This window comes from Aeromonas sp. QDB30 (genome assembly GCF_027707645.1).
GTDB lineage: Bacteria > Pseudomonadota > Gammaproteobacteria > Enterobacterales > Aeromonadaceae > Aeromonas > Aeromonas caviae.
In genome coordinates this window covers 18724-40010 of record NZ_JAPCIY010000037.1, presented here as the reverse complement: position 1 = coordinate 40010, position 21287 = coordinate 18724, and the positions used below count along the sequence as shown (strand labels likewise).

Sequence of the window (21287 nt, the reverse complement as noted above, 5' to 3'; positions counted from 1 at the left end):
CCAGCGGGGCTGACGCCCCGGCGAAATTCCCCTCCCACCTACGTCGGAGGGAGTCCCCTTTCGCATTTAAGATGGGTCACAAGCTCGACTACATCGTCAAGCGGGGCCTGGGGGGCGTCATGTTCTGGGAGATGGCGGGGGACTATGACTTCGACGCCGCGAAGAACGAGTACGTGATGGGCAGCACCCTCACCAGCCTTGCCTACGAGAAGTTCAGCAAGGCCGACAAGGCGGCCCTGAAGCAGAATGATCTGCCGGCGCCGGCTGCCCAGCTCGACATCGGCGTGAGCCTCTCCGGCTTCAAGGAAGGGGACTCCAACTACCCGATCAACCCGACCCTCAAGCTCACCAACAAGTCGACCCAGACCATACCTGGCGGCACCCGCATCGAGTTCCTGGTCCCCACCTCCACCTCAGACACCATCACCGACCAGAGCGGCATGGGACTGAAAGTGGTGGAGAGCGGCGGCAACCAGAACTCGGACGGCATCGCCAATGAGAAGGACTTCCACAAGGTGGCTCTGACGCTGCCGGTCTGGAAAGCCTGGACGCCGGGCACCGACGTGGAAGTGGCCATGACCTACTACCTGCCGGCCGCCGGCGTGCCGAGTGGCATGCGCCTGATTGCCGGCAGCCAGACCATAGGCCTGAAGTCCGACTTCCCGGCCCTGGCCGAGGCGGTGCTGGGCAGCAGTGGCGGTGGTGACGGCGGCAGCGGTGGCACCACCTGTGCCAGCCAGAACGTCAACCCGGCGGACTACAACGCCTATCCGACCTGGCCGCGCGGGGATCACGCCAATGGCAACGACCGCATGACCCACAACAAGAGGGTGTGGCAGGCCAACTGGTGGACCAGCAGCGAGCCCAAGGCGGGCGATGGCAGCTGGAAACTGATATGCAGCTACTGAGTTGTCCAGGCTGCTATACCAGCAGCGAACTCAGAGTGGGCGACGGCAGCTGGAAGCTGGTGTGCAGCTACTGATGACCGTTTGAGCGGCAGGCCGGCACTTTGCATGGCCTGTTTTCTCGCAACGCAACGACCCAATCCGGAGCCCAGGCTCCGGATTTTTTTGTGCCTTGTATCAGGAGAAGGGGGGGAAAGGGCAGGGGCGGTGCCATAAAAAAGACCGCTCCGAAGAGCGGCCAATTGCCACCAAGGCAATCTGCGGGGTGACCCCCTTGTCGATGTGTCGCGGCCCGGATGCCGAGTCGGGGAGATCCCCGCCCCGCCAGCCGGGCCGCGCAGCTTTATTGGGTGACGGCGCCGCCCTGCTGCTCTTTCAAGAAGCTGATCCAGGGGGAAGCACGACCACTGACGTTGCCGTTCTGGGCAGCCTGAGTGAAGGCGGAGAGCGCCTCCTTGGGCTTTTGCTGCTCAAAATAGGCGACCCCGGTCAGGAACTTCAGATCCGCCCGCTGCTCGCCGCTGGCGTTGGCGGCAGGCTTGGCGGCGAAGGCCACCAGATCCTGGTAGCGCTTGCTCTGGATCATCATGCGCGCCATCTTGAGCTGCAGCTCGGCATTGGGGGCCAGCTTGTAGGACTTGGCCAGGGTGTCGATGGCCGGGTCCAGCTCCTTGGCCTGATGCCAGTAGTTGGCGAGCGTCTTGTAGTTGGCCGCGTTGCTCTCGATCTGCCCCTCCTTCATGGCTTTCTCCATCACGCGGGCGGCGCGGTGGGGAATGCCGGCGAAGGCGAGGTAGTTGGCGAGCCGCTGCAACTCGTTGGCCTCGGTCAGCATGCCGAGGTTGTAGGCCCCTTCCAGTGCCGCCAGGGCCTTGGCATCGTTGCCCGCCTGCATGTGCATGGCCGAGAGCTGGGTCCAGTACTTCTTCTTCTCCGGGTAGCGGTCCACCAGGGCGGTCAGCACCTCGGTAGCCGGCTTGTACTGTTTCAGCTCGTAGTGGGCCGCCATCTTCAGCAGGTACCAGGACTCCGGCGCCTTGCCCGCTGAGAGCTTGATCGCGTTGTCCACCGCCGGAATGGCTTCCCTGTACTGCTTGAGCTGCACATGGGCGTTGGCCAGGGTGATGTAGGCGTGCGGGGTCGGCTTCTCGTCCTTGCCGAGGTTTGCGAACCACTCCTTCATGGTGTTGATGGAACCCTTGAAGTTCCCCTCCGCCATGTAGAGCTGGGCCAGGTTGTAGCGCACCTGCTGGGCCACCGGGGGCGGCAGGCCGCCGGTGGCGATGGCGTCGGCGAAGTACTTGGTCGCCTGACCGTACTTCTCCTGCTGCGCCGCCACGAAGCCCAGGGTCTGCAAAATGACCCCCTTGTCGTAGACCCGCTCGCCGGCGCCGGACAGCGCCTCCTGCAGCTTGGCATTGGCCTCGCCGTATTTCTTCTCGGTGATCAACGCCTGGGCCTTGTTGACCGCGCGGTAGGCGCGGTCAGACAGGGCTGGTTGTTCGGCGGCCCAGCTGGCGGTGCTGAGCAGCACCGCCATGGCCACCGGGGCGAGGATCAGGGTATGTAACTTTTTCATCGCCACCCTCCTTAGTTGGTCGCAAACTCGATCTCTTGCTGCATGCGACTGGCCTGCGGCTTGCCGTCCACCATGGCCGGCTTGAAGGTCCACTTGGCGATGGTCTGGCGCGCCGCCTTGCCGAGGTCATAGCTGCGGGGCTCTTCCTTGACGATGCGGATGTTGCTCACGGTACCGCGCTCGGTGACGGTGAACTCCACCAGCACCTTGCCGGACGCAAGACCGGCCAGGGCCGCCTTGCGGGGCATCATGGGCTCGAAGGTCGCCATCGGGATGGCGCCGTTGTTGCCGCCCATGCCGCCGCCACCGCCGCCGGTGCTGTAGGCACCCAGGGCGTTGCCGCCACCGATGTTGACCGGGATGTCGAGTTTGGGCATGTCCATGGGGGAGCTGTCCATCTTCGGCCTGTCCGTGCTCGCCACCTCCATCTCGGGCGGGGGCGGCGGGCGGTTCGGGGGCGGCGGCTTGGGCAGTTCCCGTTGCTTCTCTTGCAAGGTCTCCTGAGGCTTGAGGCGGATGAAGTCGGTCATGGTGACGTCCTCCCGCTCCGTCAGCTCCCGGTGATCCGGCGTGATGAGCTTGTTCATTCCCAGAAACAGGAAGAACACCACCACGCAGGAGACCGCTAACGATATCAGGTATCTCATGGCATTCGCTCCGGCATCAGCTGCTCTTGTCGGCGGCGATGGAGATGTTCTGGACACCGGCCATGCGGATCTGGTCCATGACCTGCACCACCAGACCGGAACGGGATTCGCTGTCGGCCTGGATCACCACGGCGCTTTCCGGGTTCTCCGCCCGCAGCCGCTCGATGTTGGCACGCACCGCGCCCACTTCGACGATGCGCTTGTCGACCCAGACCTGGCCGTTCTCGCGGACCGCGACCATGATGTTCCCCTTCTTCACCGTCTCGGCCGTGCTGGCGCTCGGGCGGTTGATCTCCACGCCGGACTCCTTGACGAACGAGGTGGTGACGATGAAGAAGATCAGCATGATGAACACGATGTCCAGCATGGGGGTCAAATCGATGGCCGCCTCGTCAGCACCGCTGTCGCTGTGACGTTTTCTCATGGCAAAAAACTCCTTGCTTGTTCTGTGCCCCGGCGGGCATGGCCCGGCCGGGGATGTGCATCCTGCATCAGCCGTGTCTCAGGTTGTCTTCCAGCTTCTGCACCGCCAACTTGGCCTTGTGATCGAGCCGGCTGACAAAAAACAGGCCGGAAAGGGCGGCAATCATGCCCGCCATGGTCGGTACCGTCGCCTTGGAGATCCCCGAGGCCATCGCCCTGGGGGAGCCTGTGCCGGTAATGGCCAGGGTATCGAACACCTGCACCATGCCGACCACGGTCCCAAGCAGCCCCATCAGCGGGCAGAGGGCGATCAGCACCTTGATGACCGGCATCCCCTTGTCCACCGCCATGGCGACCCGGGAGACCAGCTCGCGGCGGATCTGCCTGGCAGACCAGGAGAGGTGATCGGTGCGGGCCAGCCAGGCCGTCTTGGTCTGCTTCACCTGCTGGGGATAGACCGCCATGAAGTAGAACCAGCGCTCCAGCAGCAGGGCCCACATCATCAGGGTCAGGAAGAACAGGGCGACCAGCACGTCGCCCCCCAATCCCAGAAACCGGCGGACCGACTCGACTTCTTCAATCAACCAGAACCACATGGGTGACTCCTTAGGCTGCGGCTTTGGCGGCGTGCAGACGTTCCTGATAACGGGCAACGAAACCGGCGCTCTGCTCTTCCAGTACCTGGATCAGACGGCGGCTCTGTGTCTGCACGATGGTGTAGAGGAACAGCATGGGCACGGCCACGACCAGACCCTGCATGGTGGTCACCAGGGCCTCGGAGATACCGCCCGCCATCAGCTTGGGATCGCCGGTACCGAACAGGGTGATGGCCTGGAAGGTGGCAATCATCCCGACCACGGTACCCAGCAGGCCCAGCAGCGGGGCGACGGAGGCGATCAGCTTGATGAGGCTGATGCCCTTCTCCAGCTTGGGCACGTTGCGCAGGATGATCTCGTCGAGCTTGGATTCCAGATCCTCGATGTTGTCACCCCGGTGATCCTGGTAGGCACCCAGCATCTCGCCGATGGGGTTGCCCTTGATGATCTGCTCGGATTTCAGTTGCTTGCGCATGGCACCGCCGATGAGGGAGAGACGGGCACCGCAGAACAGGGCCAGCAGGGTACCGATGACACCCAGCGCCAGGATCACGTAACCCACGGAGCCACCCTGATCGATGCGCTCCTTGAGGGTCGGCGATTGCACCAGCAGGGAGAGGATCACGCCGCGGGACGGGTCGATGAAGATGGGTTCGACGCTGCCGCCACCCTGTTCAAACTTGGCGACCGGTTCCAGCACCGCGTTCTCGGGCTGGCGGGAGAGTTGTTCGAACTTGCCGGTCTCCGGCACGAAGGTGAGGTACTTGCCTTCGGAGACGGTGTTGAACTCGCCGATCTGGGTCACGGTCTTCTGGGCCTGGTTGCCCTCGCCGTAGACCACGGTGGCCGGGATCTGGCTTACCTTGCCACCGTCGACCATGCGGCTGAGGGTGGTGGTCCAGAAGGCGGTCAGGTCATCGCTGGAGGGCAGCTCCTTGCTCTCGGCCAGGCGAGTCAGCAGGGCGGTCTGCTCGGGATGTTCGACCCGGCGGGCGGAGGCATTGAAGATCCCCTTGAATTCACCGGCGAACTGGCGCAGCACGCCAAACATCTCGCCCATGTTGCCGGAGCGCTGGCGCAGGGTTTCGGTCAGCTCGGTGAGCTGCTTGTCGTTGGCATCGAAGGTGGCCTTGAGCTTTTCGCCCCTGGCGACTTCGGCGGCGAGATCCGCCTTGGCCTTGGCGAGCAGGGCCCCTTGTTCGTTCTTGTCAGCCAGGAAGCGGGCTTCCCGCTCCTTGTTGAGCTGGGATTCGCTGGTGCTGGCGGCCTTGACCTGATTGAGCAGGGCGTTGAGATCCACCGGCTTCTCGGCGGCGGTCACCGGCAGGGTGACCAGGGTAGCGCCCGCGATCAGCGAGGCGATGGCAAGTTTGATTCCTTTCATGATGCTTTCTCCGCAGTTTGAACCGGCAGCTTGATGAGGGCGGGGGGCGCCTGCTTCTTCGCGATGCGAAGGCCTTGTTCAACCGCACTGCGATACTCCTGGGGCAGTACTTCCCACTGGCGGGTCTTCTTGTTCCACATGCCGGTCTCGTTGCCATCCGGGGACTGGTAGAGCAGGGCGATGCGGCCGACGCGCAGGAACTCGTAGGTCTTCTCGTCCCCATCCTTGTCCAGGCTCGCCTTGTAGGCTTCGATGGTGCGGCTGAAGCCCTCCTCGATCTGGTAGGCCTCGAGGATCTTGCGGTACTTCTCGGAGATGGTGACGTCGGCCCGGTTCATGAGATCGGTCAGGGCCGCCACGCGGTCCTCACGCTCCACCTTCTGGAACGGCAGGTCCAGGGAGACGAACTGCTCGAGTGAGTCGATCATCTTGAGCATCAAGGGCACCACTTCGGTGCTGGTCTGGTCGATCTGGGCGATCTGCTTTTGCATGGAGGCGAGTTCGGCGCTCTGGGAGTCGACCATCTTGCCCACTTGCTCGTTGTAGGCGCGCAGGCTGTCTACCTGGCGCAGGGCGGCCTTGTACTGGGCCAGGGCAGACTCGGCAGACTCGGCGTAGCTGTCGATCTTCTGCTGGGAAACTTTGGATGCATTGTCGGTGGCGGCTTGAGCGTCCACGGCCTGACCGGCGGTGGCGGCACTCAGATTGAAGCTGGTCAGCAAGGCAGCCGAAATCAGGCTGCCGAGGAGCGCTTTCTTCATTGTAATTGTCCTTGTCTTCATAGGATTACCCTATCTCCGTAACTTCCTTGGGACCTTGGGCAAAGCCGGCCCGAACGGGCCGGCTTGTGGTTTGCTGGTGGATTAGAACTTCTGGCTGTAGTCGAGGTAGTAGATGCGACCGTCGATGCTGTAGAGATCTTCGTTATAGGTGAAGCCATCGCTCTCGAGGGACGGGCCCACGTTGAACATGTTCTTCACGCCGACCTGGATCTTGCCGTTCCAGGGCGCTTCCACACCGACGTTCAGGTTCCAGGTGGTCTGGGACGCGATGTGGCCCACTTCCTCACCGGTATTGGCGATGTAGTCCTGGCTCTGGGAGTCGATGTAATTCGCACTCAGGTAGGTATCCATGTTCCACCATTGGGGAACATTGACGCCGACACCGGAGCTGAAGCGCAGCTGCGGCAGACCGTTCTGGCCGATCTTGTCGATGACGGGGCCACCGGCGTACAGACCTTCCTCGTACTCGAGGATGTAGGTACCGCCCAGGTCGTAGCGGATGGTGGCGTAGTTCAGGTCGTACTTGTAGTCCACCTTCAGATCAAGACCCGAGGTCTTGAGGGTGCCCAGGTTGACCATGGGCGCGATGGCGCCGCTGATCTTGCCCTGGCTGTTGCGGGTGATGTAGCTGGAGCCGCCGCTGTTCAGCTCGTCATAGATGACGGACTGCAGGGAGTTCAGCTGGATCACGTCCTCGATCTTGATGGTGTAGTAGTCCAGGGAGAGGTTCAGGTCATCCACCGGGCTGTAGGCCACCCCGAAGTTCCAGGTGTCCGCGGTCTCTTCCTTCAGCTCCTCGTTGGAGGTACGGGTGGTGTCGTACTGGCGGTTCGGGCAGTCGGCAGCGGAGATGCCGTTGGCCTCGCAGTAGACATAGTCCTTGGCCCAGTCGGCGGAGTAGGAGTCAGCCGAGTAGAGGTCGCTCAGGCTGGGGGCGCGGAACGAACGGGACCAGGAGGTGCGCAGCATCAGGTTGTCCAGCGGCTGGTAACGCAGGCTCGCCTTGGGGGAGAAGGCGCTGCCGAAGTCGCTGTACTTGTCGAAGCGACCGGCCACGTTCAGCTCGATCTGCTCGGTGATGGGCACCAGGGACTCGATGTAGGCGGCAGTCACGTCACGCACGCCACCGGAGGAGTTGCCGGAGGAGCCGATGATGTTGCCGGCTTCGGACTGGGCGTCGTATTTGTCGGCATAGACCCAGTCGTTGTACTCGGCACCGGCATACCAGCTGACCGGACCGGCCGGCAGTTCACCCATGTCCCACTGGACACCGGCGTACCACTGGTAGAAGTCCATGGTGGAGCGGCGGCTGGTGTCGGCGGCCATGGAGGCCGTGGTGGAGGCGTCGAACTCGCCACCGACGAACTTGCCGTCGGCGACCGCCTGCTGGGCGGCGGACTTCAGTACGTAACCGGTGCCGTTCTCCTTGTTGTCGGTCTTGGAGTACATGTAGCCGGCGTTCCACTGCATGTCGCCGACGCTTTCAGTGGTGATGGTACCCTCGAAGCCCAGGTTCATGCTGCCGGTCATGTCGGTGACCAAGTTGTCGCGGGGGCCGACGTTGTTGAAGCGGTAGTAGGCATAGGCAGCTTCACCCAGACCCTGGGTGGCGGCGGCATCCAGGCCGTTGTCGGCGAAGAACTGGGCGTTCTTCGGGTTGGCCGGGTCAATGGTGAAGGCACCGGCGGCCGGGGCGTAGCGGCCGAAACTCTCGACCCGGGAGCCGATGATCTGCGGCACGAAGTCCACGTTGTCGTTGATGTGGTAGCGACCGTTCACGTACAGGGTGTCACGGCTGCGGGAGGCCGTGGTGGCCTTGACCTGGCCGTAGTTGAAGTTACAGCCGTCCTCGAAGCCGACGAAGGGCTCCTTGCATGAGCCGTCGGCATTGGTGGCGCCGGCCAGGGGGCCGTATTTCCAGATGGGGTCGCCGTTGGCGTCAAGACCCGTGATCCCCTCCACGTTGCGGCCATAGGCGCTGGGGGCATCGTTGCCCTGCTTGGCAAGATAGTCCCGATCGCGACTGTAGATGACGTCCTTCTTGTCGTGCTCGTAGACCGCCATCAGGGAGCCCTTCTCGCCGTTGATCCCCGCGACCATGGAGCCGCTCTTCTCGTCACCGCCGTCTTCGGTCGGGGAGCCAAGGCGTCCCTGGAAGCTCAGGCCTTCATAGCCCTCTTTGAGCACCACGTTGATGACACCACCGATGGCGTCGGAACCGTAGATGGCGGAGCCGCCGTCCAGGTTGACTTCGACCCGCTCAACGGCGGCCATGGGGATGGTGTTGAGGTTGATGGAGGTGCCGCCCATGGTGGGGGAACCCGCTACCCGCTTGCCGTTCAGCAGCACCAGGGTACGCTCGGAACCCAGGCCGCGCAGGCCGACGGTGGCTTGGGACTGGAAGGAGCTGCCGGAGGCCGGGGAGACGCCGCCAAAGGAGTTATAGGAGGCCTGCTTGAGGTAATCGGCGACGGTCTGCTGACCGGATTGCTCGATCTTCGCCTTGGTCACGGAGACGACCGGGGTGGCGCCTTCCACATCGACTCGGGAGATCCGCGAGCCGGTGACCTTGATTTTTTGCAGTTTTTCTACGTTCTGGCCCTCTTCGGCCAGGACAGGGGTGGCCACAACTGCCGCGCTCGCCAAGGCAAACGCTACGGCAGCAGAGAGTCTGCTTTTCCTAAGCATCGCTAGTATCCTTCCTGATTGTTTATTGTTTGCTTCCATTACCGCCCTCGTTGGAGCGGTGCGTAAGGCTTATCAAGGTTTGGTGATGGACGTCAAATGGAGCGGCGGGGATGGGGGCAGTAGAGGGAATTAGATGGGAATATGCACTTGATGGAATATTTTTGGCGTTTTATTCCGTAAATGCCGCGTCAACTTATGTAAAGATGTTGTTAGGTTCGATTTTTACAATTTTATTGATTATTTTTGAACTTATCGATAAGTCGCTTGTCACTCCAGTGTCGATATCGAGAAAACGGTTTTTTGTAGTATTTTCATCTGCTTTTGTGGCGAGAGCGTTTTCCGGGGAACGGAGGGTGGGGGCGGCTATCCCTCTTCTATAGGTAAATAAGAAAGCAGTCCGACTTACCGTTAACTTGTTGATTTTGTTCTGCTTGATATGGATTAAAACACCTGTGTAATTAATTTTTTAATAATTAAAATCGAGTTGGACGGGTAGGCGTAGCAGTTTTTTATATTGAAGTTGGGTTTTTTGGAAAAAATCATCCGCGGGATATGCTGCGGGGGGACATTCCCGGTCGCAGACCGGGTTCTACTTGATTTTTGTTGCAGAGCTTTTACAGTGACCGAGCCGGATTGTCTGTCAATGCCAGTCAATTCAGTGAGTAATGCCAGGTAAGGATAGGCCCGTCACCGGATGTGACTGGCCATAAAAGAACAACAAGGACGAGGTTCCACCATGCTGTCGTATTTCCTACGTCGGATGCTTTTGATCATCCCGACGTTTCTCGGTATCACCCTGCTCGTCTTCACCATCACCCGCTTCGTGCCGGGCGGCCCGGTCGAGCGCATGCTGCTGCAGGCGCAGGTCTCGCAAAACGAGTCCGGCCGCTCCAGTGGCAGCAAGGGGGCGCAGGCACTCTCCGACGAACAGATTGAAGAGCTCAAGGCGTTCTACGGCCTCGACAAGCCCATGCTGGTCGCCTACTGGGACTGGTTGCAGAAGCTGGCGGTGCTGGATCTCGGGGAGTCGACCCGTTATTACGAGCCGGTGTGGGATCTCATCAAGGAGAGGTTGCCGGTGACCGCCTTCTTCGGGCTCGCCACCTTTCTGCTGAGTTATGCCGTCTCCATCCCGCTCGGGGTGGCCAAGGCGCTCAGGCACAACAGCCGCTTCGATTCCCTGAGCTCCATGCTCATCTACATGGCCTATGCGCTGCCCGCCTACGTGGTGGGGATCTTCCTCATCACCGTCTTTGCGTTCCATCTGGAGTGGCTGCCCATGGGGGGCTTCCCGGGGGACGAGTTTGACGGGATGGAGAGCAGCTGGGATCAGATCCGTACCGTCTTCGCCCACGCCCTGCTGCCGCTCATCGCCTACGCCATCGGGGATTTCGCCATCCTCACCATGACCATGAAGAACAGCCTGATGGAGAACCTGTCGGCGGATTACGTGCGCACCGCCGTGGCCAAGGGGCTGCCGTTTCGCAAGGCGGTGACCGATCACGCCATGCGCAACAGCCTGATCCCCATCGCGAGTCACTTAGGGTCGGTGCTCACCGTCTTCTTCGGGGGCTCCTTCCTCATCGAGACCATCTTCAACATCGACGGCATCGGCCTGCTCGGTTATGAGGCCATTGTCGAGCGGGATTACCCCACCGTCATGGGCATTCTGGCCATCACCTCCATGCTGATGCTGGTGGGGAACATTGTCTCCGACATCTGCGTTGCCTTGGTCGATCCCCGCGTGCGGTTTGGAGAGTGAGCATGAACCTGAATCCGGTAACTCTGAAAAAACTCAAGCGCTTCAAGTCGATAAAGCGCGGCTACTACTCCTTTGTCATCTTTTCGGTCCTGGTGGTCATCTCTCTGCTGGCGGAATTGCTGGTCAACAGCCGGGCCCTGGCGGTGAGCTATCAGGGGGAGCTCTATTTCCCCACCTATGGGGACGTGATCCCGGGCCAGCACTTCGGGCTCGACTACGAGTACGAGACCAACTACCGCCAGCTCAAGAGCCAATTTGCGAAGGAAGGGAAGGGGGATTGGGTGTTGCTGCCCCTGGTCCCCTGGAACCCCTATGAGCAGGACTTCAAGGAGGAGGCCTATCCGCCCTATGCCCCGAGCCTGGTGGAGCGCCACTTCCTCGGCACCGACACCAGCGGTCGCGACGTATTGGCACGGCTGGTCTACGGCTTTCGCATCGCCATCGGCTTTGCCTTCATCGCGCTGGTGGCGAGCTATGTCATCGGGGTCAGCATCGGCTGCATGATGGGGTTCCTCGGCGGTCGATTCGATCTCCTGATGCAGCGTTTCATCGAGATCTGGTCCCAGGTGCCCTTCCTCTACGTCATCATGATCCTGGTCTCCCTGGCCAAGCCGAACTTCGGCCTGTTCGTCGGCATCAACGTGCTGTTCGGCTGGATGGGGATCACCTGGTACATGCGCACCCTCACCTACAAGGAGCGGGCACGGGACTACGTGATGGCGGCGCGGGCCCAGGGGGCGAGTACCCGGCGCATCATCTTCAACCATATTCTGCCCAATACCCTGATGATGATCGTCACCCTGGCCCCGTTTGCCGTGGTGGGCAACATCTCCACCCTGACGGCGCTGGACTACCTGGGCTTTGGCCTGGCGCCGCCGACCCCGAGCTGGGGGGAGCTGCTCTCCCAGGGGATCAACAACCTCGACGCCATCTGGATCGTGAGTTCGGTGGTGGCGGCGGTGAGTCTGGTGCTCATCATGGTCTCCTTCATCGGGGAGGCCATCCGGGAGGCGTTCGATCCGCGCAAATTTACCCGTTATCAGTGAGCGGTGGCGCCTTGCCAGGGCACATCGACAGGACCCTTAATGAAGACGCCCCCAGTGCAGGGGCATGACCAGGAAGTCAAACATGAACAATAAAATCAAATGGACAGGTGCTCTCTTTCTGCTGTTGAACGGATCCTGGGTGTGGGCGGCCAGCCTGCCCGCGGATCTGACGTGGGAGACCAACGACACCGACCCCGTGTTCGCCTCTCCCAAGGCGCTGCCCGGCGGCAACCTCAATCTCTTCGTCGACAGCTTCCCGTTGACGTTTCGCACCGTGGGGCCGGATTCCAACGGCTCGTTCCGCTCCTTCATCCTCGACAACCAGATGAGGCTCATCAGCTTCCATCCCAACACGGGCAACCCCATTCCGGCCCTGGCGAATGCCTGGGCCATCGCGCCGGACAGCCAGACCGTCTATTTCAAACTCGACCCGCGCGCCAAGTGGTCCGACGGCAAGCCGGTCACCGCCGATGACTACACCTTCGGCTACGAGATGATGCGCTCCAAGGACATCAAGGGCCCCTGGTTCAACAACTACTACACCACCGAGGTGGTGGCAGTGGAGAAGATTGACGACCACACCATCCTGGTCAAGGCGGGCAGCCGCAAGGCCAAGCTCGATCTCCTCAACACCACCGAACTGTGGCCCCAGCCCAAGCACTACTACAAGATGGGCCCGAACTGGGTGAAGCAGTACAACTGGGCCGTGGTACCCACCACGGGCCCCTACGTGATGAGCGACGTGAAGAAGGGCAAGTCCGTCACCTTCAGCAAGCAGAAGGAGTGGTGGGCAAAAGACGATCGCTACAACCAGCACAGGTTCAACCTCGACACCATCAAGGTGCAGGTGATCCGCGACCACAACATCGCGTTCCGCCACTTCCTCAAGGGGGAGCTGGACACCTTCGAGATGATCCTGCCCAACTGGTGGCATGAGAAAGCGGTCACCCCGGAGTACAAGCAGGGATACGTGCAGAAGGTGATGGCCATGACCGACACCAAGCAGGGGGGACAGGGGGTTCACCTCAACGTGGCCAATCCCAAGCTGGCGGATCTCAACGTGCGGCTCGGCATTCAGCACGCCTTCAACATCGACAAGATGATAGAGACGGTGCTGCACGGCGATTATGACCGCGCTACCACCTTCGGCTCTGGCTTCGGGGCCTTCACCGACATCGCGCTCCCTGAGCGGGCCTACGACATCGCCAAGGCACGGGAGTACTTCGCCAAGGGCGGTTACGGCAAGCAGGGACCGGACGGCATCCTGCAAAACGACAAGGGAGAGCGGCTCACCCTGGCCCTCACCTACACCAGCCAGGAGCACTCCAAGCGGCTGACCGTGCTCAAGGAAGAGGCCAAGAAGGCGGGCCTGGATCTGGAGCTCAATCTGGTGGATGGCGCCACCGGCTTCAAGGTGATGCTGGAGAAGAAACACGAGGCGGCCTGGCTTGGCTGGGGGGGCGGCGGTCTCTATCCGCAATACTGGGAGTCCTTCCACTCCGACAACGCCAACAAGCCCCAGACCAACAACCTGTTCAACGTGGCTGACAAAGCGCTCGATAGCCTGATCGACGCCTACAACGTCGAGTTCGACATGGACAAGCGGGCCGCGCTTTCCCACCAGATCCAGCAGCGGATCTATGATCTCGCCATCTTCGTGCCCGGGGTTCAGCTCAACTACGTGCGAGCCAGCAGCTGGCGCTATGTGATGCTGCCGGAGGTGCCCGCCACCCGCAACACCCCGGATCTGCTCTACTGGCCCATGGATGGCTACCCCCACAGCAGTGGCGGCCTGCTCTGGATCGATCCCAAGGTGAAGGAGGAGACCCAGAAGGCCAAGGCTGACGGCAAGGCGCTGGCCCCCATCACCCTGATCGACAAGACCTATGCACATCATTGATGTGGTCCAGAAGGGAGCAGCAGTCATGCCCAACACACAGGCCACCGCCCCCGGCACCAGCGATCATGAGGGGCAGTCTCTGTCCCCCATCCTCGAGGTGCGGGATCTCGAGGTGGAGTTCGCCGTCGACGACGGCAAGATCAAGGTGCTCGACGGGGTCAGCTTCCAGGTCGCCCCGGGCAAGACCCTGGGGATAGTCGGCGAGTCCGGCTGCGGCAAGAGCGTCACCTCGCTGGCCATCATGGGGTTGCTGCCAAGGCCCCACGGTCAGGTGGTAGGGGGCTCCATCCGCTTTCAGGGGGAGGAGCTGCTCAATCTGCCGCCGGAGCAGATGTACAAGGTGCGTGGCAACCGTATCTCCATGATCTTTCAGGAGCCCATGACGGCCCTCAACCCGGTGCAGACGGTCGGCGATCAGCTGATGGAGGTGTTTCGCCTCCACCGCCCCGATTACAGCAAGGCCCAGCGCCGTGACGCCGCCATCGCCATGTTGCAGAAGGTGGGGATCCCCGAGCCTGCCCAGCGTTTCGCGGCCTATCCCCACAATCTTTCCGGCGGCATGCGTCAGCGGGTGATGATCGCCATGGCGCTGGCCTGCGAACCGGCCCTGCTCATCTGCGACGAGCCGACCACGGCGCTCGATGTGACCATCCAGGCCCAGATCCTGGATCTGATGAAGGAGCTGCAAGCCCAGACCGGCATGGCCATCATCTTCATCACCCACGATCTCGGGGTGGTGGCGGAGCTGTGCGACGAGGTGGTGGTGATGTATGCCGGGCGTGCGGTGGAGCGGGCCGATATCTATGAACTGTTTGACCACCCGCGCCATCCCTATACTCATGGTCTGATGGCCTCGATCCCGCGTCTGGAAGATGTGCCAAAGAGCCTGCTCAAGACCATCAAGGGTCAGGTGCCCGCCCTGCACGAGATGCCGGCGGGGTGCCGTTTCTCCAATCGCTGCCCCCATGCCACGCCCCTTTGCGTGGAGACCATACCGGTGACCGAGCAGTTGAGCGAACGCCACGGGGTGGCCTGCCACCACTGGAAGGAGGTGAGCCTATGAACGGTATGGTGTGGGGACGGGGTGTCGCAGGGCAGCCAGGCGGCGGGAAGGCGACCAGGTCGTCTGCTGCCATGAATCGTCGGGGATGGAAGTCATGACCAGCTTGTTGTCGGTAAGCAATTTAAAGCAGCATTTCAAGATGGGTGGCGGTTTCTTGCGCAAGCAATACACCGTCTACGCGGTGGATGGCATCAGCTTTGATCTCAAGCAGGGGGAGACCCTTGGCCTGGTGGGAGAGTCGGGATGCGGCAAGTCCACCCTGGGGCGTTCGTTGCTCAAGCTGTTCGAGCCGAGCGCCGGCTCCATCACCTTCGAGGGGCGTGACATCACCCACCTCTCGCCCAAGGAGATGCGATCCCTGCGTCAGGAGATGCAGATCGTGTTCCAGGATCCCGCAGAATCCCTCAACAGCCGCCACACGGTTGGGCAGATCCTGGAGGAGCCCTTCATCATCCACGGCAAGGGCAACGCCGAACAGCGTCGGACATGGGTGCAGGAGCTGCTGGAGAAAGTCGGTTTGCCCGGCAGCGCGGTGGATCGCTATCCCCATGAGTTCTCTGGCGGCCAGCGCCAGCGCATTGGCATCGCCCGCGCCATCGCCCTCAAGCCCAAGCTGCTGGTGTGTGACGAGGCAGTGTCGGCGCTCGACGTGTCGGTGCAGTCCCAGATCGTGAACCTGCTGCTCAATCTGCAGCGGGAGATGAACCTCGCCATCATCTTCATCGCCCATGACCTGTCGGTGGTCAAGCACATCTCGGACCGGATTGCGGTGATGTATCTGGGCCGGATCGTCGAGCTGGCCGAGGCCCAGGCACTCTACCTGGCACCACGCCATCCCTATACCCAGGCGCTCATCTCCGCCATTCCGGTGCCGGATCCACGGCGGCGCAGCCAGCGCATCCTGCTGACGGGGGATGTACCGTCCCCCATCTCGCCGCCGAGTGGCTGCCACTTTCACCAGCGCTGTCCCCATGCAACGGATCTGTGCCGCACCCGCTCGCCCGCCCTTGAGGCGTGCGGCGGGCAGGGGCATCAGGTGGCCTGCCATTTCCCCTTGCCCGTGCAGGAGGCGGTGCCACTGGGAAAGGCGATATGATGCCGGCGCCCGCCACGTCGCAACCGGCATCGCTGCAAGGTGGCACCGAGGAGGCGCAATAGAGGCGGAAACGGGATAAAAAAATGGGGCCTGCGGGCCCCATCTTCATGGTTGGAGTTCAGGTTTGGCCGTGGAAATTCTGGCCCGGGCAGGACAGCGCCCCGATGGGGGTGGCTGCTGTGTGGATTGCTGAGTTGTTTTGTAGTTTTATTACGTTACCAATTTCAACTTCCGGACAGGCGATATCAGGCGCCATAACGGAAGTAGTAATTGCGGGTTGCAGGCGCATAAGTGTCTTTCTCTTCAGCACCTTTCTTGCTGGTTGCACCCTTCAGGTGGAACAGCACTGCCAGATTCTCGAACATATGATGACCTCGTTTCTCTGTGGTTCATGGGTTGTGTGACCTTGGTCACGTTCTGATCCTAGGGGCATATGTGAGCTGGATCAACTTTTTGTGTTGTAAATTTACATAAATCATGGAAAAGGTTTTCAAATGCAGACCTGTTCATGGATACGATTTCAAGCCAGGGCCGCGCGTGGAATCGGGGATATGAGAGAGGTGGCCGAGGAGGGAGCACAAAAAAGATGCCCCGCACGGGGCGGGGCATCGGTATGGTCGTGAGCTGGCTTACTTGGCCGGGATATGTTCCAGCACGTGAACCAGCAGTTGCCAGAAACGCTCGACCGCCGGGATGTGTACCTTCTCCCCCGGTGCGTGAGCGCCACGGATGGTCGGGCCGAAGGAGACCATGTCCCAGTCCGGGTAGGCGCTCTTGAACAGACCGCACTCGAGGCCTGCGTGGATCACCATGACGTTCGGCATCTCGCCAAACAGGGTCTGGTAGCTGCTTCGCACCAGCGCCATGACCGGTGAGTCGACGTTCGGGGCCCAACCCGGGTAGGCGCCGGTGAACTCGCAGCTGGCGCCGGCCAGGGTGAACAGGGAGCGGGTCATCTGCTCGATGTTCTCGCGACCGGAATCGATGAGGGAGCGGATCAGGCACTGCACATAGACTTCCCCCTCGAGTGTCTTGATGACACCCAGGTTGGTGGAGGTCTCGGTCACGCCCGGGATGGCGTCGCTCATGCGCATCACCCCGTTCGGGCAGGCCATCAGGGCATCCAGCAGGCGGCTTTGCAGGGACTCGCTCATGAGCTGGGCCGGTTTCTCCCGGGCGGTGAGCAGCACGGTGAGGTTGGCCTCGGTGGCGGCCAGCTCGCTCTGATAGATGCCGGCGTAGCGGTCCACCAGGGCCTTGAAGTCAGCCACGCTGGCGGCGGGCACCAGCAGGCTGGCACGGGCCTCGCGGGGGATGGCGTTGCGCAGGGTGCCGCCGCTGAGATCGCCAAGGCGCACCCCCAGCGGTTCGGCGGCCTTGAGCAGACGGACCAGCAGCTTGTTGGCGTTGCCGCGGCCGCGATGGATGTCGACCCCGGAGTGGCCGCCGCGCAGGCCCTTGACCTGCAGCTCGAAACCTTCACCCTCGGTGGCAGCAACCCGCTCCAGGGGGAAGCGGATATTGGCATCCACCCCGCCGGCGCAGCCCATGTAGACCTCGCCATCCTCTTCGGAGTCGGTGTTGAGCAGGATCTCGCCCTCAAGCCAGCCCGCTTCCAGACCGAAGGCGCCGGTCATGCCGGTCTCTTCGTCGGTGGTCAGCAGCACTTCCAGCGGACCGTGCTTGATGGTCTTGTCGGCCAGCACGGCCAGGCAACCCGCCATGCCCATGCCGTTGTCGGCACCCAGGGTGGTACCGCGGGCGGTGACCCATTCGCCATCGATGTAGGCATCGATGGGATCGGTGGTGAAGTCGTGCTGGGTGTCGGCGTTGGCCTGGGGCACCATGTCGATGTGGGCTTGCAGCACCACGGCCTTGCGGTTTTCCATCCCCGGTGTGGCCGGTTTCTTGATGATGATGTTGCCGACGGCATCTTGCTTGACCGCCAGGCCTTCTCCCTGGGCCCATGCCACGATCCAGGCGCTCAGTTGGGCTTCGTGCTTGGAGGGGTGGGGGATGGAGCAGATCTGCTCGAAGAATTGCCAAATCAACTTGGGAGACAGAGAACTGAGCTGTGCCACGTCGGGACTCCTTACCAGCATGGAAAATGTCGGGCCCCACTCTGCGGGCCGGGGAAGAGGATAACGATAATACAGTCAATCACGCAAAAATGTGAGCGATCAGCGCAAATGACGCTCTGCTTGTGCTGGGAAAGGGAGCATGGATGGCGAACTTCACTGCCTGCCTTATTCGTGTCAGCACAACATCAATTATGTGATGTTGGTCACAAAAATATTGTCTTTTTGGCGGCGGGTGGTAAATTAGCCGCCGTGGCCAGCCCACTTGTCAGGATGACAATCAATGCCTCCAGGGAACCGAAGCAAAGCAAGTGCGCCTCCATGGAACCGAGTGTCAGTTCAAGGATGTGAACCCGCATTAAGGTACGTAACTTGTTAAGCAATCAGGAGTTTATGATGTCAGGCAGCAATTCAACCTATTGGTTTGCCCAATCTCTCTATACCCAGGGCTTCAACTACCCGAATCCCTACGCCACCCGCCGTTAAGGCTCGCAGGCGTCACAGGTAACAGCAGCAGGTGCGTGAGGATCCTCTCCTCCCCCTGCTATTTTTTTGCCCGAATGTCATGGAATGTGTGTCAAACGGCTAACCTGTCGGTGTCGCCGGAGCCCTCCCAAAAGGGCGACAGAGCGGAAGATGGCGGACATTTCCTGTTTTTCGCATACGTTTGCCGCTCAATTTATCCATAAAGAGTGCTATCATACCGGCCCAACAGCCGGCCCGAGCTCGGGAGTCCACCCGACATGGCCGCCAGCTACACCCCATCCCTGTTCGCATTGCATCCGTTTTTGCCGCCGAGGCGTCAGCCCCGAGGCCGAAAAAGTGCAAGCAAAATTCGGGAAACGGGGTGCCAGAATTGACCTGAACCCGTCTCTTTGCCGGGTTTCGCCTCATAAGTGATTGCTTTATAACTCGTTGAGATCGATAGCATGCCAAAAAAGTTTTATGTATCGTGGGATAACCTGCAACGCGAAGCGCGCCGTCTGGCCCGTCGTCAACTGCCTGTCAGCCAGTGGAAAGGGATCATCGCCGTCAGTCGCGGTGGTCTGGTGCCTGCGGCCCTGATGGCCCGCGAACTTGGCATTCGCAATGTCGAAACCCTCTGCATCTCCAGCTATGACCACGACAACCAGCGCGAGCTGGTGGTGGTGAAGGCTGCCACCACCGCAGGTGACGGCGAAGGCTGGCTGGTGGTGGACGATCTGGTTGACACCGGCGGCACCGCCAAGGCGATCCGCGAGCTCTACCCCAGAGCCAAATTCATCACCATCTTCGCCAAGCCCATGGGCGAACCCCTGGTGGATGACTTCGAAGTCGCCATTCCGCAGGATACCTGGATTGAACAGCCCTGGGACATGGCGCTGGAGTTCGCCAAGCCGATCTGCGACGAAGCGTAATCGCCCCACCGGTCGCGACCAGTGACTCCCCGGCATTCGGAAGCGGACTGATCCGTCGTGATGCAAGGTTGACCACATTGAGCCCCTTTTGGGGCTCAATGCGTTTCTGGTGTGGCTGCTCGATGTGAAAAGTGGTTAAGATGGGACATTGTTTGAGACAGAAGAGCCACCATTTTGGAACCAAACGACGATACCAATCTGACGGAAAAGCTGTTTACCCGGGTCAAAAAGGTATTGGAAACTTCCGAAGTCTCCAACTCGAGCCCCGTCGACGAGCAAGACAGCGCACTGTCTGACAGCTTCATCGATGGCGCCCTGTCGCCCCGCTGGTATCGCCTGCTGCGCAGACCGACCTGGGCCTGGCAGGGGGCCGATCCCGTCGAGGTGGAGCAGACCCTGGCGCACATCGCCATGGGGCAGGGGGAGCGCAGTCACGAACGCTATCTGGACACCATCAAGGGCTATGTGCCCGGCAACTGGGTCTATGAGTGGAGCCAGCTCGCCGGCCGTTATTTCAATACGGGGCGGACGCTGCTGGGGGAAGGGGATCGCGCCGCGGCGCTGAAGAGCCTGCTCAAGGCCGTGCGCTACTACTCCATCGCAAGCTACCCCCACCTCAAGCACGACGAGCTGGCAGATCAGGCCCAGTTGCTCGGCAACATGGCCTATCGCGAGGCCGGACGCCTGTTCAAGGTGCCCCTCAAGGAGTTGCAGGTCCCGTTTCGGGGCAAGACCATCCAGGGCTACCTGCATCTGCCCACCACCGAGAAACCTGTGCCCCTGGTCATCGTCAGCGGTGGCATCGATTCGCTTCAGGTGGACTTCCTCAACTTCTATTTCAAGTGTCTCGAGCCCCATGGCATCGGGATGCTCTCCCTGGACATGCCGGGCACCGGCTATGCCGAGCACTGGCCCCTGGTGCAGGACACCAGCCGCCTGCACCAGGCGGTGCTCAACTACCTCTCGGAGGTGGCCTGGGTCGATCACCAGCGCATCGCCATGGTGGGGTTCCGCCTCGCCGGCAATGTGGCGGCCCGCCTCGCCTTCGTCGAGCCGTTCAAGCTTCGGACCGTGGTTTGCATCGGTGCCGGCATCAACCAGGTGTTCACCAATCAGGAGATGTTCGCCCGCTGCCCGCGCATGATGCGCGACGGGCTGGCGAACCGGCTGGGGGCGGACGCGGCTCAGTGGGATCTGCTGCGCACCAAGTGTCAGGTCTTCTCCCTCAAGACCCAGGGATTGCTGGGGAGTCGCACTTCCGTGCCGATATTGAGTATCGGGCACAAGAAAGATTTTATTTGTCCCGAGCAGGATGTCCGGGCATTGGCCGCTGCGAGTCGCAACGGCAAGGCGGTGGTGTTTGACAAGCAGCCACTGCTCGAGGTCTATGACGAGGCACTGAAAGAGACGGTAGACTGGCTCAAAAAGCACTTATGTACATGATATAAAACTAAAAATGTAACATCACCATGTGATGGTATGGCTTGTTCAACAGGGAGGTTAGCATGTCGGAAGGAGTGACTTACAAGCGATTGCTGCGGCAGTTCGCGGCCATTGGCCCCTATTTGCGTGAAGACCTGTGCGAGGAGGGCCGATACCGCTTTGACTGCCTGTCCGTCTGCGTCAGCGCCAAGCCTGCCCCGGACAAGCGGGAGTTCTGGGGCTGGTGGCTGGTGCTGGAGCAGGCGGATCACAGCTTCAGCTACCACTATCAGACGGGGTTCTACAACGCGGACGGGGAGTGGATCGACAAGGCGCTGCCCAAGAAGCATCAGGCGGAAGTGGAACGCACCCTGCAACATTTCTACAAGCTCATCAGCGGCAAGTTGACCCAGCTGGAGTGCACCCTCTCCCCCGCGAAGCAGGTGACCGCCGAACTGAGCGTGACGGCAGCCTGATCCCCAAGCCCCGCATCTTCCCGGTGCGGGGTACCCCGATGCT

16 protein-coding genes and 1 pseudogene are annotated in these 21287 nt (G+C 61.3%); 9 read left to right on the top strand and 8 right to left on the bottom strand.

All coding sequences use genetic code 11. From position 1 onward, the window contains the following. Positions 1-71: 71 nt before the first annotated feature. Positions 72-908, top strand: a pseudogene (locus PG896_RS12510) (chitinase C-terminal domain-containing protein); the annotation flags it as partial. Between the two features lie 340 nt (positions 909-1248). Here PG896_RS12510 and PG896_RS12505 read toward each other — a convergent pair. The 7 genes from PG896_RS12505 to PG896_RS12475 all read right to left on the bottom strand — a co-directional run bounded on the left by PG896_RS12505 (position 1249) and on the right by PG896_RS12475 (position 9004). Further along, a complete protein-coding gene (locus PG896_RS12505) occupies positions 1249-2484 on the bottom strand; it encodes a tetratricopeptide repeat protein (protein WP_270835768.1) in 1236 nt (411 codons plus the stop codon). Positions 2485-2495: 11 nt separating this feature from the next. Continuing rightward, the gene (locus PG896_RS12500; RefSeq protein WP_043154309.1) at positions 2496-3131 is read right to left on the bottom strand and encodes an energy transducer TonB; all 636 of its coding nucleotides are present in this window, start codon (positions 3129-3131) and stop codon (positions 2496-2498) included. A 16-nt stretch (positions 3132-3147) separates the two neighbouring features. Further along, positions 3148-3555, bottom strand: a complete 408-nt coding sequence (locus tag PG896_RS12495; protein WP_010675476.1) for an ExbD/TolR family protein — start codon at positions 3553-3555, stop codon at positions 3148-3150. Positions 3556-3622: 67 nt separating this feature from the next. Beyond that, on the bottom strand, positions 3623-4150 hold the full coding sequence (locus PG896_RS12490; protein ID WP_043154305.1) for a MotA/TolQ/ExbB proton channel family protein: 528 nt from the start codon (positions 4148-4150) through the stop codon (positions 3623-3625). A 10-nt stretch (positions 4151-4160) separates the two neighbouring features. Beyond that, entirely contained in the window at positions 4161-5534 is a 1374-nt protein-coding gene (locus tag PG896_RS12485; RefSeq protein WP_010675474.1) for a MotA/TolQ/ExbB proton channel family protein, read from the bottom strand. After that, on the bottom strand, positions 5531-6295 hold the full coding sequence (locus PG896_RS12480; protein ID WP_010675473.1) for a DUF3450 domain-containing protein: 765 nt from the start codon (positions 6293-6295) through the stop codon (positions 5531-5533). The genes PG896_RS12485 and PG896_RS12480 overlap by 4 nt, the downstream gene beginning before the upstream one ends. Positions 6296-6397: 102 nt before the next feature. Beyond that, on the bottom strand, positions 6398-9004 hold the full coding sequence (locus PG896_RS12475) for a TonB-dependent receptor plug domain-containing protein (protein WP_270835766.1): 2607 nt from the start codon (positions 9002-9004) through the stop codon (positions 6398-6400). Positions 9005-9740: 736 nt separating this feature from the next. Here PG896_RS12475 and PG896_RS12470 point away from each other — a divergent pair. The 5 genes from PG896_RS12470 (at position 9741) to PG896_RS12450 (ending at position 15871) form a co-directional block, all read left to right on the top strand. Continuing rightward, positions 9741-10766, top strand: coding sequence for an ABC transporter permease subunit (locus tag PG896_RS12470; protein WP_010675471.1), 1026 nt, complete (start codon positions 9741-9743; stop codon positions 10764-10766). A gap of 2 nt (positions 10767-10768) precedes the next feature. Continuing rightward, on the top strand, positions 10769-11812 hold the full coding sequence (locus tag PG896_RS12465) for an ABC transporter permease (RefSeq protein WP_042865049.1): 1044 nt from the start codon (positions 10769-10771) through the stop codon (positions 11810-11812). A gap of 82 nt (positions 11813-11894) precedes the next feature. Then, positions 11895-13712: an extracellular solute-binding protein gene (locus PG896_RS12460; RefSeq protein ID WP_048207020.1), complete on the top strand. Its 1818-nt coding sequence runs from the start codon at positions 11895-11897 to the stop codon at positions 13710-13712. A gap of 25 nt (positions 13713-13737) precedes the next feature. After that, the gene (locus PG896_RS12455) at positions 13738-14775 is read left to right on the top strand and encodes an ABC transporter ATP-binding protein (RefSeq protein WP_109422175.1); all 1038 of its coding nucleotides are present in this window, start codon (positions 13738-13740) and stop codon (positions 14773-14775) included. Between the two features lie 94 nt (positions 14776-14869). Then, positions 14870-15871 carry an ABC transporter ATP-binding protein gene (locus tag PG896_RS12450; protein ID WP_039040364.1) on the top strand — a complete coding sequence of 334 codons (1002 nt, stop codon included), beginning with the start codon at positions 14870-14872 and terminating at the stop codon, positions 15869-15871. A gap of 629 nt (positions 15872-16500) precedes the next feature. Here the strand turns inward: PG896_RS12450 and PG896_RS12445 are convergent. Continuing rightward, positions 16501-17952 (bottom strand): aminoacyl-histidine dipeptidase, encoded by a 1452-nt coding sequence (locus PG896_RS12445; RefSeq protein ID WP_039040348.1) that lies wholly within the window; start codon positions 17950-17952, stop codon positions 16501-16503. A gap of 926 nt (positions 17953-18878) precedes the next feature. On the opposite strand from PG896_RS12445, the gene gpt reads away from it, so the two are divergent. The 3 genes from gpt (at position 18879) to crl (ending at position 21244) form a co-directional block, all read left to right on the top strand. Beyond that, entirely contained in the window at positions 18879-19346 is a 468-nt protein-coding gene (gpt, locus tag PG896_RS12440) for a xanthine phosphoribosyltransferase (protein WP_039040347.1), read from the top strand. A 174-nt stretch (positions 19347-19520) separates the two neighbouring features. After that, complete coding sequence (gene frsA, locus PG896_RS12435; RefSeq protein WP_010675462.1) at positions 19521-20789, top strand: esterase FrsA; 1269 nt, start codon at positions 19521-19523, stop codon at positions 20787-20789. 62 nt (positions 20790-20851) lie between these two features. Then, the gene (gene crl / locus PG896_RS12430) at positions 20852-21244 is read left to right on the top strand and encodes a sigma factor-binding protein Crl (protein WP_053288752.1); all 393 of its coding nucleotides are present in this window, start codon (positions 20852-20854) and stop codon (positions 21242-21244) included. The last annotated feature ends 43 nt before the right edge of the window (positions 21245-21287 follow it).

Bases quoted from the DNA above. Each gene is read 5' to 3' on its own strand.
- PG896_RS12470 (WP_010675471.1), top strand. From the start codon at position 9,741: ATGCTGTCGTATTTCCTACGTCGGATGCTTTTGATCATCCCGACGTTT.
- PG896_RS12480 (WP_010675473.1), bottom strand. From the start codon at position 6,295: ATGAAGAAAGCGCTCCTCGGCAGCCTGATTTCGGCTGCCTTGCTGACC.
- PG896_RS12485 (WP_010675474.1), bottom strand. From the start codon at position 5,534: ATGAAAGGAATCAAACTTGCCATCGCCTCGCTGATCGCGGGCGCTACC.
- gpt (WP_039040347.1), top strand. From the start codon at position 18,879: ATGCCAAAAAAGTTTTATGTATCGTGGGATAACCTGCAACGCGAAGCG.
- PG896_RS12455 (WP_109422175.1), top strand. From the start codon at position 13,738: ATGCCCAACACACAGGCCACCGCCCCCGGCACCAGCGATCATGAGGGG.
- PG896_RS12460 (WP_048207020.1), top strand. From the start codon at position 11,895: ATGAACAATAAAATCAAATGGACAGGTGCTCTCTTTCTGCTGTTGAAC.
- PG896_RS12505 (WP_270835768.1), bottom strand. From the start codon at position 2,484: ATGAAAAAGTTACATACCCTGATCCTCGCCCCGGTGGCCATGGCGGTG.
- PG896_RS12500 (WP_043154309.1), bottom strand. From the start codon at position 3,131: ATGAGATACCTGATATCGTTAGCGGTCTCCTGCGTGGTGGTGTTCTTC.
- PG896_RS12495 (WP_010675476.1), bottom strand. From the start codon at position 3,555: ATGAGAAAACGTCACAGCGACAGCGGTGCTGACGAGGCGGCCATCGAT.
- PG896_RS12490 (WP_043154305.1), bottom strand. From the start codon at position 4,150: ATGTGGTTCTGGTTGATTGAAGAAGTCGAGTCGGTCCGCCGGTTTCTG.
- PG896_RS12475 (WP_270835766.1), bottom strand. From the start codon at position 9,004: ATGCTTAGGAAAAGCAGACTCTCTGCTGCCGTAGCGTTTGCCTTGGCG.
- crl (WP_053288752.1), top strand. From the start codon at position 20,852: ATGTCGGAAGGAGTGACTTACAAGCGATTGCTGCGGCAGTTCGCGGCC.
- PG896_RS12450 (WP_039040364.1), top strand. From the start codon at position 14,870: ATGACCAGCTTGTTGTCGGTAAGCAATTTAAAGCAGCATTTCAAGATG.
- PG896_RS12465 (WP_042865049.1), top strand. From the start codon at position 10,769: ATGAACCTGAATCCGGTAACTCTGAAAAAACTCAAGCGCTTCAAGTCG.